Origin of the sequence: Anoxybacillus sp. PDR2 (genome assembly GCF_009834045.1) — a bacterium.
In the GTDB taxonomy this organism is placed as follows: Bacteria; Bacillota; Bacilli; order Bacillales; family Anoxybacillaceae; genus Anoxybacteroides; species Anoxybacteroides rupiense.
Genome location: NZ_CP047158.1, coordinates 602,545 through 614,580 on the forward strand (window position 1 = coordinate 602,545; position 12,036 = coordinate 614,580).

The following is a 12,036-nucleotide window of genomic DNA, read 5'->3' on the forward strand; positions in this document are numbered from 1 at the left end:
CATTTTCTCCTAGCTTCAAGAGAAACCTGCTTTAGTATTTTTAAATGATTAAATGACAAATAAATCGACAAATTCATGTACAGGGGTAGCTGCGAGCCGGTCTTGATCGAGAGAAATGTCTAAGATGCGGTCAATCTGTTTTTTTGGAAAACGTGTTTCAAGGTTTTTCGTGTATTTTTCTAATAATTTAGGGATTGCTTCCTGGCGGCGGAAACGATGTCCGATCGGATATTCGCGGACGATTTGCCTTGTTTCGCTGCCATTCTGAAAGCGAATTTGTACGGCGTTAGCAATCGAACGCTTTTCTGGATCAAGATAGTCACGGCTGTATTGTTTATTTTCGATAACGGTCATTTTCTCGCGAAGCGCATCGATTCTTGGATCTTGCGCGATTTCGTCTTCATAGTGATCAGCCGTTAAATCTCCGTAGATAAGACCGACCGCTGTGATGTATTGAAGGCAATGGTCGCGATCAGCTGGATTATGCAATGGCCCGATTTTATCAATAATGCGGATAGCTGATTCATGGGTTGTAATGATAATCTCCTCAATTTCGTCCAGGCGATCCTTCACTTCAGGATGGAGCTCAATGGCGCACTCGACTGCTGTTTGGGCATGGAACTCAGCAGGATAAGAAATTTTGAAAAGAACATTCTCCATTACATATGATCCAAGAGAACGAGCAAGCTTCAACTTTTGCCCTTTGAATAGCACATCTTCAAATCCCCAATTTGGTGCGGAAAGAGCGGTTGGATATCCCATTTCACCTGTTAATGACATGAGTGCAAGACGAACAGCGCGACTTGTTGCATCTCCAGCAGCCCACGATTTTCGCGATCCTGTATTTGGGGCGTGACGATATGTACGCAGGCTGGAGTTATCGAGCCAAGCATTCGATAGGGCATTGATTATTTCTTCGCGCCCCCCGCCGAAAAGCTTGGTGACAACAGCTGTCGACGCCACTTTAACGAAGAGTACATGGTCTAATCCTACGCGATTTAAACTATTTTCCAGTGCAAGCACTCCTTGAATTTCATGGGCCTGAATCATCGCTTTCAGCACATCGCTCATGTTCAGCGGCTTTTTTCCTTGCGAAATATTGCGGCGGCTTACATAATCGGCAGCGGCTAAGATGCCTCCGAGATTATCAGAAGGGTGTCCCCATTCCGCAGCTAGCCATGTATCATTATAGTCAAGCCAGCGAATCATGCAGCCGATATTAAATGCGCCTTGGACGGGATCAAGAACAAAAGAAGTTCCGGGAATGCGGCAGCCGTTAGGAACGACGGTCCCTGGCACAATGGGGCCTAACAGTTTTGTGCATTCCGGATAGCGGAGCGCAAGAATGCCGCAGCCTAACGTGTCCAATAGGACATAGCGGGCTGTTTCGAATGCTTCATGACTTTCGATTTTTCCATGAAGAACATAATCCGCAATTTGAACGAGCAATTCGTCTGTTTGTTGTTTTTCATTATTTTTTATTAAAACTTCACTCATGAATCTCTTCCTTTCTAGACTCCATTTATATTATGATAAAAAGAAGAGGAATTGCTGGCCCCAATTCCTCTTCGGGTGAGCGTTTAATCTGCTTTTTCAGTTCACTTGCAGGTGGCGCTCTCCGACATATTTGACGCGAGGGCGGTATAGCCGGTTATTGTTATGCTGTTCAATCACGTGGGCGCAAAGGCCGGCGGTTCGGGCACTAAAGAAAATCGGTGTGTAAAGCTCAATTGGAATACCAAGCAAATAATAGACAGGAGCAGCATAGTAATCTAGATTTGGATAGAGTCCTTTTTCTTCTCTCATAATTGTTTCTCCCGCCTCGCACATTTCGAGCAGAGTCGTGTCGCCGCGGACTTCGCTAAGCTCTTGAAGCGCCTTTTTCATAAGCAAGGCTCGTGGATCCATCTTTTTCATGTATACGCGATGACCAAATCCCATAATTCGTTCCTTATTGGCTAGCTTTTGATAGAGCAGCTGTTTGTATTTTTCTGGCGATTCTGCTTCTTTGAGCATATACATCACGGCCTCGTTGGCTCCTCCATGAAGATGCCCCTTTAACGATGACACAGCCCCTGTCAATGCTCCGTACAAATCGGCGTGGGTGGAGGAAATGACGCGCGCTGTAAATGTCGAGTTTGGCAGCTCATGCTCAATATAAGCGATGAGCGAACGGTCAAATATTTCCACTTCCAGCTCGCTTGGTTGCTTCCCTGTCAGCATATATAGAAAATTGGCGCTGTAAGAGAGTTCTTGGTGCGATGGAACGACTGGCTGGTTATGCAACAAGCGATGGCTGCTTGCAATAATGGCAGGTACTTGAGCCAAAAGCTTAATCGCTTTTTCTTTATTAGCCGCTTCTGTTCGTTCATCGAGATGTGGGTCAAAGCTGGCTAAAACGGAAATACCGGTTCGCAGTGCATCCATCGGATGGGTAGTTTGCGGCAGCTGCTTCAAAATTTTCACCAGTTCTTGCGGCAGTGTTCTTTGTGTGTGAAGCTGCATTTCAAAGCGCTCTTTTTCTGGCTGTGACGGTAGTTTTCCTTCAATAAGCAGATGTGCTGCCTCGGTATATGTTTTGGTTTCTGCAAGCTTGATCAGATCATATCCCCGGATGACGATTTCTTCATTCTCCACATCAAGAAATGAAATTTTCGTTTCAGCCGCTATGATTTCTTCTAATCCTGGACGAAATTCCAAAAAGATCCCTCCTTAATTTAAAATCATTTGCTTTCGTCTGCCGCCTCCTTGCTGAAAACAAGTTCTTGTCGTATTTCTTGATATGCTTGCTGCAAATTAGCACGGCATGATGGCTGTTCTGACAAAGGGAGGCGGACGGCAATTTCCGATTGATAATGATCGTACAGATCCATTAAAGAAACGGGTGGATGTATTGTAAAATTGTTCATGACCGTTTGCTTAAACGCTTCCAAAAAATATTGCTTTGTTCCGAATGTGTTGTGCATGATGTCTGTCCTTTCGTTCTCAAGTTCCAATACGATTCGAATGATGGACATGCGCTTGAAGCAAATAAAAAAAGCATCTTCGCAAATGAAGATGCTGAAAAAGCGCATACGATTCCCTATGAAAAACATATACAAAAAAACATATATTTTTTCCGCTTCCTCAACACCCCCTATCCTCGTAGGTTTTTGGTGTGGACCGAATCAGGCAGGTCTCCTGGCTTATGTTCATCGCTTCCTAGCCCCTTCCCGTTGATATGTCAAGCATTCAACAGTGGTTTTGGCAGGTTGCTCCCATTTACAGTTGCGGGACAGCGTCGGATTTGCACCGAACTTCCCTTTTAAACCGGTCAAGCGCTCTTTTGCTTACCGATACCTGATCCTAACCAAAGTTATTCAATTTTCAAGTTCACTATATCATATTTTTTCTGAGACGAAAACAAAAAAATTCTTAACTTTCTAACAGGTGGCCTGGGCTGCTTCCGACAGTGTTCGATCATGAAAGTTATCTAGATATAACTTAAGGATGAAAAATGAGAAGGTGATGCTCCGATTTCGACGGTTGAGCATTCGAACAACACGGTCTACAGCTTATTGGTTGATACTTGTTACGCTTTGAAACTGGAATGCTCTTTTTGAATGGTTAATCTTAATAAAAGCGATCGACTTCTGTCGAAATTAGATTTGCGCCATGAATCAGAAGACTTAATCTCCTTGACAATTTTTTCGAAGAATGATAGGGTTATTGTAAAATTTTTCTGATACTTCATGACAGGCTTAGAATGGAGGTTTGAAGCGTTTTTTTCTTGGCGAACAAGAAAATAAATGTGGGAACAGGTTCCAAAGGTGAGTCAAGACTAAATGGCCCAGTCCAAGGCTCCCTGCGGATGAAAAGGGAAGACCGGTGAGATTCCGGCACGGTCCCGCCACTGTAATAGAGGAGCTTTCCGCTTTACTGCCACTGATCAAAGATTGGGAAGGCGAGCGGAAAGCAATGATCCTTAAGTCAGGAGACCTGCCTGTTCTGACAACACTGCTTTTACCTACGGAGGATAGGGAGGTGTTCATCATGGACAAAGGGATTAATCCTTTTTTATGGCATTTCTAGCTTCCGTTGGAGCGTTAGGAATGCTTTTTTTTTATTCGGAAAAAGAAACATGACGTCAAATCGCGGTGAATGCGGGGAGATGTGAGGAGAAGAGCAACTCAGCTGGAAGGATGAACGGGAAACCGAGCCATCGAATGGACAACATAGATTTCCTATCAGGCAAGTCCCGCCTAAAGATCAGGTAGAGAGTGGAAAAACGATAAAAATAAAATGATAGGAGAGAGTGAGGAAATGAAATCAAGCAATCTTGGCTATCCACGTATTGGGGAAAAACGAGAGTGGAAAAAAGCATTAGAATCTTTCTGGAATGGAGAGATAGACGAAAAAATTTTTTTGGACACGATGCAGTCCATTCGTCTAAACCATATCAAAAAGCAGCGGGAAATAGGGATTGATCTTGTGCCGGTTGGCGACTTTACCCTTTATGATCATATGCTTGATACAGCGGCTATGTTTGGTTTCATTCCTGAACGTTTCGATTATCAGGGGGGAGAGGTTCCTCTCTCAGTTTATTTCGCGATGGCGCGCGGCAATGAAAAAGCACCAGCATGCGAAATGACGAAATGGTTTAACACCAATTATCATTACATTGTTCCAGAATGGAGCAAGGAACAAAGCTCCCGCCTGCATATAACAGAAAACAAACCATTAAAGGATTTTCGGGAAGCGAAGGAGAAATTAGGAGTTGAAGGAAAACCTGTTTTGATCGGACCTTATACGTTTATGAAGCTTTCCAAAGGCTATGATGAAAAGCAATTTTCCTATTTTCTATCATTGCTGCTTCCGCTTTATGAGCAAATACTAAAGGAGCTGGAGCGCGAGGGGGTAAAATGGATACAGATTGATGAACCCATTCTTGCTACTTCCTTAACCAAAAAAGAGATGGAGGAATTTGTATCTGTTTATGAGCGGTTGCCTCAAGCTGCTCCTAACTTAAAGATGATGTTGCAGACATACTTTGAGGCAGTAGACTGGTATGAAGAACTAATCAAGCTTCCTGTTAGCGGGATTGGCCTTGATTTTGTTTATGGCCTAGAGAAAAATTTGCGCCATTTATCGAAGAGCGGTTTTCCAGAAGATAAAGTGCTAGCGGCAGGGGTGATTGATGGACGCAATATTTGGCGGACCGACCTGTCGGCAGCCAGCCGTCTCGTGGAAAAAATTTTGCATTCTGTCCCATCTGAACGGTTATGGCTGCAGCCATCAAATAGCTTGCTGCATGTCCCTGTTACGACAACATACGAAAAAACATTGCCTTTGAACTTGCAGCAGATGCTGGCATTTGCTGATGAAAAGCTGGAGGAGCTTGTGTATTTAACAGAACGATTCATCGATGGCGAAGGAAAGCGCGCTCATTATTATGCTCAAAATCAACAAGCGCTTCATTTATGGAAAAAGGATGCTTCAAGATATAATGCGAACGTGCACAAGGAGTGCGAGAACCTAACGAAGGCGCAGCTTGAGAGAGCATCATCCTATTTGGTACGGCAAAAGAAGCAGCAAGAAATAAGCCAGCTTCCAATATTGCCAACGACGACAATTGGCAGTTTTCCACAGACAGCAGAAGTGCGGAAAGCGCGCCAAAAGCTCAAAAAAGGCGAGTGGAGCCAGCCGCAATATGAGCGCTTTATTGAAGCGGAAATTAAGAGATGGATCGATATTCAAGAAAAAATAGGATTAGATGTTTTGGTGCACGGTGAATTTGAAAGAACCGATATGGTCGAATTTTTTGCCGAAAAATTAGGGGGTTTTGCCTTTACTGAAAATGGATGGGTGCAATCATATGGTTCGCGCTGCGTTCGCCCGCCGATTATATACGGCGATGTCGAATTTTTGCAGCCGATGACGGTTAAGGAAAGTGTATACGCACAATCGTTAACAGAAAAAATAGTCAAAGGAATGCTCACAGGTCCTGTCACTATTTTAAATTGGTCATTTGTTCGTGATGATCTGCCTCGACATAAAGTAGCGGAGCAAATTGCCCTTGCGTTGCGAAACGAAATCAAAGCACTAGAGGAATCAGGAATTTCAGTCATTCAAGTGGATGAGCCCGCTTTGCTTGAGGGACTTCCTCTAAAAGAAGAAAAGAAGCAGGAATATTTAGAGTGGGCTGTACGGATGTTTCGTGTAGCCACTTCCATTGTAAAGGATGAGACGCAAATTCATACTCATATGTGCTATTGTGATTTTTCGTCTTATCTGCCTGTCATCAATCAAATGGATGCAGATGTAATTTCAATTGAAACATCCAGAAGCCATGGTGAAATGATTTCTGTTTTTGCAAAAGAAACATATCCGAAAGGAATTGGATTAGGCGTTTATGATATTCATAGTCCGCGAGTTCCGTCTGTAGCGGAAATGGCGGAAATGATTGAAAGATCTCTGCAAGTCTTGAACCCGGAACAATTTTGGGTCAATCCCGATTGCGGGCTAAAAACGCGGAAAGAACAAGAGACAGTAGCCTCTTTAAAAAATATGGTGGCTGCTGCCAAGTTGGTGCGTGCGAGATTGCTGGAAGAGAAAAAAGAATGGGAGGAAGGAAAACGCTATGACGCAGTCAAAACGAGCAAGTGAGTCACGGACACTATTAACCGATTTAGTGCTCCCATCAGATACGAACCATCATCATACTATTTTTGGCGGAAAAGTTATGGCATATATTGATAAAATTGCTTGTATTGCGGCGATGAGGCATTGCCGGAAGCCAGTGGTGACAGCTTCAAGCGATTCTGTAGATTTTCTTGCTCCGATCAAGGCAGGAGAAGCCATTTATTTAGAGGCCTATGTAACATGGGCCCATCGAACATCAATGGAAGTATTTGTGAAAGTAGAGGCGGAAAATTTATTGACAGGAGAAAGGAGAGTAACAGCTCATGCCTATTTAACATTTGTTGCGTTAGATGAATCAGGAAAACCAACTTCTGTGCCAGCCGTGATCCCAGAAACAGAAGAGGAAAAACAGCAATACAGGGATGCGGAGGAACGGTATATGTTAAGGAAGAAAAGAAAGCAGAGATGGAAAATGTAAGTGAAAAAGGTGTGTCGTTCAGCAGTCAACCGTTTATAGCCTTATATCCCATCTGGATGCACAAAATAGAGCCGATTTCGTTTCGGCTCTATCTTTTTGTTTTATGAAATAAATCTCAGTTTCTGTTATTTATCATTTTCCTCTATATGAGGATAATCATCTTATTGACATGTTAACATTGGCATAGATACGGGGGATGCTTTTTTACAATCTGAAGATTTTTCAAGATACTACATCTTTCAGTTTTACATACTTCATTTCGGGTATATAGGGAGAGAGCGATTTGTCTTGAATTGGAGAAAATAAAAAAATCGATTCACTTTTCATATTATGTATGCTATCATTGAATTGTTTGCATGTTTAGACAAAATATTACTTAATATGACAAAATACAACAAAATCTTAGCATCATGATTTGTATATTCTGTTTAATAGTGTTAGTATAGAAGAGTTAAAGCTTGTATGTTTTATACATCTTATTCTGAAAAACTGAATATAGAAACGGCAAACTACTCGAAAGGGTAGGACGCAAAGCTAAAGGGGCTAAATCTATTGTTCAAATAGACATGCCAGCCAGTTGCCCTTCTTATGGATGAAAGTAATAAAGAAGGTTTTTGTTTTTAACTGGAATAGTATGTAAAAACTGCCCTCTTTTAATTCGATATAGAGGGCAGTTTTATTTCGTTCAGACTAATTTCCATAATAGGTCTAAAGTCAATGGTTCTAACACTAGTGTTGATGATCCATTATTTTGTTTAAAAACAGCATGATACGGCTTAATGTTGCTTTTTTGCTTCTTCCCTCAAGCCATGAACGCCGCCTGTGGACAAATGAATTAGTTCACCGAGTATCCATGGTTCGAAAAGGGCATGCCGTTAGACTTGCTGACTATAGCAGAAAAGCGAGAACGCCAGTACTATTCATTGTTTTTTGGATAATTGACACTAAAGTTTGTTGATCGGCACTCAGTCACGCTTTAACGTGACTGAGGCAAGTCACCGTCTTGCCTCTGACTATGGATGTTGACAGACACCATTCGTTCCATCTTGAAGTTGTATTGATATAGTCGATAGAAGCGTCTTGTTTATGCCGATTTTCTAATCTGGCCCTATCTATGACCGATTCGCTATTTCACTATGAAGGATTATATGATGTCGGCCTGAATGCTGAGAAATTCGTATCTAAACCGTAGGATATTTGTATCCGTATGTTTATACTATGTGCTTTTGTATATTGCAGTGTTCGAATGCAATGGAGGGGGAGACTAGTGGCAATAACTACACAATCCGTGAAAAGAATTATCGATGATCATTTATTTACGAATGCGTTCCAACCGATCTATTATCTGCCTGGTCAAAGCATCGTTGGATATGAGAGCTTGTTGCGTTGTCCATTTGTGAAAAGCCCGGATTTACTCTTTCATGATGCACATGAGAACGGTTATTTATACGAACTTGATATGGCTTCCATTACTAATTCTATCAAGTGTTTTGCAGCTTATATCAAGGCTGCCAATACACATGACTTGTTTTTGTCGCTGAATGTGTATCCTTCGACAGTTGCAGCACCAATGTTTCTTGAAACATTGGAACAGCTAGTGCAGGCAGCTTCACTTGCTCATCAGCAAATTATTTTGGAAATTAACGAATCGGAACGAATTCAAAACTTAGATGAAATGCTGCAAAATGTGTATTTACTAAAGAAAAAAGGATTTGTCGTGGCGTTAGATGATTTAGGAAAAGGAGAATATTCGCTTCAAGCGTTGATCGAGATTGAACCGCAGGTAATCAAGCTCGACCGTTATTTTGCAAAGGATTTAGCAAAAAGCCATAAAAAGCAAAGGGCCATCTTATCAACGATGCAATTTTTTAATGAGGGAACAAAAATGATATTGGAAGGAATTGAAACAAAAGAAGACATGCAATGCGCCCAATCATTAGGCATCTATTTTGGTCAAGGGTATTATTTAGCTAAGCCGCAAGAGCTTTGAAAGTGTGGAGAGATGTCTGCGCTTTTCGGCTTATCATGACAATGTAGCTTTAGTAACAAATGTAGCAACGGATTGTTCATGTAAATGAAAATACATCTTGAAGACGGGACAATGGATCCAAAAATTTTCTACCATCAGAGACACTTTTTTAACTTGCCCTCATCACATTTGGTAGAAGGGGAGAATGACGCAAACTTCACATCCATACAACTTTTAACACGCTAGGTTACATCACTATTCATCATCTCGTTTGTCCAATTAGAAAAAACATGGCGTAATCCATGTTCCCATTGTTTGTTGTGGATCGTTTTATAGGTAAAAGAAGCCATACGAGTCTTGGAAAATCAAAATTGAAAATCCATCCTTTTACTTCTTAAGGTACGAGCGTTTTGACGCGTGTGCCATTTTTTAATGAAAATGTAGGCGTATTGGTTAAATGTTCTCATGCAAAGAGAGATGTGTGTAGGTAAGATAGCTTATGAATGGGTTTTTATGGTCCTATGAAGTCGATGGAGTATGAACAAAAAAACAGGGAGGAAAGTAAGGTTGAATGTAAATGAATTGTTGCAAAGCGTTCAAGAAGCCTATGCTTCTCTCGTTGGACTGCCGATGGTGATTATAGATTCTCAGCAAACATCATTAACCTCTATTTCAAATATCGATCCATTTTCTCAATGCCTGCTTACTTCTGAGAGGGAAGAAATAAAACAAGTGATGCGGCAACGATGGAAATCTTATTTGCAGCTGACCGCTCCGGCCGTGATTGATCTAACATTTCAAGGAGTAAAGGGATTGGTTGCGCCTGTTGTTGTAGGAGGACAGTCGCAGGCATTAATTTGGGCTGGGCCATTTGTTATACAAAATAGAAAGGCACAAATTAATGAGACGGAAGACGGGACAAAACAGAAAAAGTTTTCGGCGAACACGCCTGCGCATTCACTGTCCAGCATTCGTTCCAAGCTCTATATGATGGAAAAAATGGCCTCTGTTTGCGCTAAGTTACTCGAAAATGAGCTGCTGAAACAGGAATATCGCAAGCCGGTTAGATTGCTGCAACGTGCTGTGAAATCGAATTCTTTTCCATCGATACCGATCCAAACATATTTACGCATGCTTCAACAGCTCCACCCATCTATTCATATCACAGCTTATGCGAAGCGTATGAACCGCCAACGTTTTGTGATCCAGAAATTCGTAAGTCAAGAGGAAAAACAAAGCTGGCTGCAACCTGTTTATACGATACATCATCCGATCATCCACCGCCTGATTCAAGAAGGGGAGCCGTTATATTTAGAAAACATATCAGCGAAGCTTAAACTTGGCGATTGGACGGACCGCAACGAGTTAAAAACGCTGTTTGTTTATCCAATTAAGCAAAATGGGATCGTATCAGGGGCTATTTTTGTTGGAAGTAAAGAAAAAATACGATTTTCTAAAGAGATTAAAGAAAAAGGTTATTTGCTTGTGAAATTAATGGAAGCATGCTTATCCCACGAACAGCTGGTATGCACGAAACAGCACTTTCTTGGCTTAAAAAAGCTAAATGAACTAAGCGCATCGATGAGAGAAAAAGAACATAGCGATGAAATATTGCAGCTAGCTGCGAATGCCGCGCTTGACTTAATGGACGGCGAGCAAAGTGTCATTGTCCTTCAGCAGTATAATGAGCAAAAAATCATTGCTGATTCTCAAACTTCACACAAAAAAAGCGATTTATCTTATTACCTTGAATATGTAAGGAAGCATTATTTGCACAATGAGCCAATGCACGCTTGTATGGTACCGCGCTCGATCGAAATGGGGCGGATGATGGTCATTGAGTGTCCATTTTATATTAACAAGCATGTTCAAGGGGTGTTTGCTATATATGTCACGCAGCCCGAACAGATAGAAGAGCGGGAAGTCTGCCTTGCTTTACTGACAAACATGATGGCCATTCATTTACAAAAGTTGCTCCCATCTTCTGAAGACAAATCGTTAAGTGTTGATCAAGCGGTGTTTTCCCAAGTGCTAACGCCAAGAGAACTGGATGTACTCAAATATGTTGTAGAAGGGCTAAGCAATCGTGATATTGCGGAACAACTATATATTAGTATACATACGGTTAAAAATCACATCACGAATATTTTTAGAAAATTAGAAGTAAAAGATCGTTCCCAGCTCATCGCAAAGGTTTATCAGCTAAATTTTGAAAAAAACATTCTTTAAGATGGAGAGCCACCATATATTATTTATAAAAGGATTTAGTAAATGTATTGATGAAAAGATGTAGCGGTGCAAAGAAGTGCATCGGTTTCGTGATTTTGTGATTAGAATGAACAGACCAAGGTGACATTTGTACGATCATAGATTGCAAAAAATGTCGATTTTTCTTCGTGAATGAAAAAATAGAGGAGCAGCTTGGAAGCTTCTGTCTATTCTAAAGGAAAAAGGAACCATGTAATTAGGTAGTAATGAAGAAAATCAAAGCATGTACAAGCTCCTTTTTTTATCGCAAGATTCATGGGATAACTTGCATATAGCTGACAGGAGGCTTTTTTGTAGAGCGGGGATATGGGGAAATGGCAGATGGTGAATGTTTGAAAATAAGATGAGGCTAGCAAGTACCAGAAGGTCAGAAGGTGAACAAAATGAAAACGTACCGTGTATGCTGGAATTCGTTCGTAGAGGATGGAAGCGTTTTGCAAGGAAGAAGCCTTGTGTATGCTCATTCGCCAGAAGAGGCGATAAAGCAAGTCATTACAAAAAAAATAAAAGAATATCGTCTGCGCCCGGAATGGATGAGAATTGAATCCGTTTTAGAACTACAAGATTTACATGAAAGCGAAAATGGAACTGACGATTAATCATGAAGAAGAAACGGAACCCATAGTACTAGTGGAGCGTCACATGATCGATATCGATTGGTGATCCGCTTTCACGAGTTGGGCGATCGAACCACACTGAT

8 protein-coding genes and 3 riboswitches are annotated in these 12,036 nt (G+C 41.5%); of the genes, 5 read left to right on the plus strand and 3 right to left on the minus strand.

All coding sequences use genetic code 11. The features are described 5' to 3' along the window. Nucleotides 1-48: 48 nt before the first annotated feature. The 3 genes from GRQ40_RS02835 to GRQ40_RS02845 all read right to left on the minus strand — a co-directional run bounded on the left by GRQ40_RS02835 (nucleotide 49) and on the right by GRQ40_RS02845 (nucleotide 2,966). Nucleotides 49-1,497 carry a bifunctional 2-methylcitrate dehydratase/aconitate hydratase gene (locus GRQ40_RS02835; protein ID WP_159719338.1) on the minus strand — a complete coding sequence of 483 codons (1,449 nt, stop codon included), beginning with the start codon at nucleotides 1,495-1,497 and terminating at the stop codon, nucleotides 49-51. A 96-nt stretch (nucleotides 1,498-1,593) separates the two neighbouring features. After that, nucleotides 1,594-2,700 (minus strand): citrate synthase, encoded by a 1,107-nt coding sequence (mmgD, locus tag GRQ40_RS02840; protein ID WP_159719339.1) that lies wholly within the window; start codon nucleotides 2,698-2,700, stop codon nucleotides 1,594-1,596. A gap of 23 nt (nucleotides 2,701-2,723) precedes the next feature. Continuing rightward, nucleotides 2,724-2,966: a hypothetical protein gene (locus GRQ40_RS02845; RefSeq protein ID WP_159719340.1), complete on the minus strand. Its 243-nt coding sequence runs from the start codon at nucleotides 2,964-2,966 to the stop codon at nucleotides 2,724-2,726. 186 nt (nucleotides 2,967-3,152) lie between these two features. Beyond that, nucleotides 3,153-3,358, minus strand: a riboswitch (cobalamin riboswitch). Nucleotides 3,359-3,820: 462 nt separating this feature from the next. Further along, nucleotides 3,821-4,001, plus strand: a riboswitch (cobalamin riboswitch). 301 nt (nucleotides 4,002-4,302) lie between these two features. Here GRQ40_RS02845 and metE point away from each other — a divergent pair. From metE to GRQ40_RS02870, 5 genes are all read left to right on the plus strand, one after another. Continuing rightward, nucleotides 4,303-6,645 carry a 5-methyltetrahydropteroyltriglutamate--homocysteine S-methyltransferase gene (metE, locus tag GRQ40_RS02850; protein ID WP_159719341.1) on the plus strand — a complete coding sequence of 781 codons (2,343 nt, stop codon included), beginning with the start codon at nucleotides 4,303-4,305 and terminating at the stop codon, nucleotides 6,643-6,645. Next, complete coding sequence (locus GRQ40_RS02855) at nucleotides 6,620-7,099, plus strand: acyl-CoA thioesterase (protein ID WP_044741750.1); 480 nt, start codon at nucleotides 6,620-6,622, stop codon at nucleotides 7,097-7,099. The genes metE and GRQ40_RS02855 overlap by 26 nt, the downstream gene beginning before the upstream one ends. Before the next feature lie 493 nt (nucleotides 7,100-7,592). Then, a riboswitch (cyclic di-GMP riboswitch) is annotated at nucleotides 7,593-7,684 on the plus strand. Nucleotides 7,685-8,366: 682 nt separating this feature from the next. Then, nucleotides 8,367-9,089: an EAL domain-containing protein gene (locus tag GRQ40_RS02860; RefSeq protein WP_159719342.1), complete on the plus strand. Its 723-nt coding sequence runs from the start codon at nucleotides 8,367-8,369 to the stop codon at nucleotides 9,087-9,089. 546 nt (nucleotides 9,090-9,635) lie between these two features. Continuing rightward, nucleotides 9,636-11,297 (plus strand): LuxR family transcriptional regulator, encoded by a 1,662-nt coding sequence (locus GRQ40_RS18840; protein WP_159719343.1) that lies wholly within the window; start codon nucleotides 9,636-9,638, stop codon nucleotides 11,295-11,297. Between the two features lie 413 nt (nucleotides 11,298-11,710). Beyond that, nucleotides 11,711-11,935, plus strand: a complete 225-nt coding sequence (locus GRQ40_RS02870; protein ID WP_159719344.1) for a hypothetical protein — start codon at nucleotides 11,711-11,713, stop codon at nucleotides 11,933-11,935. The last annotated feature ends 101 nt before the right edge of the window (nucleotides 11,936-12,036 follow it).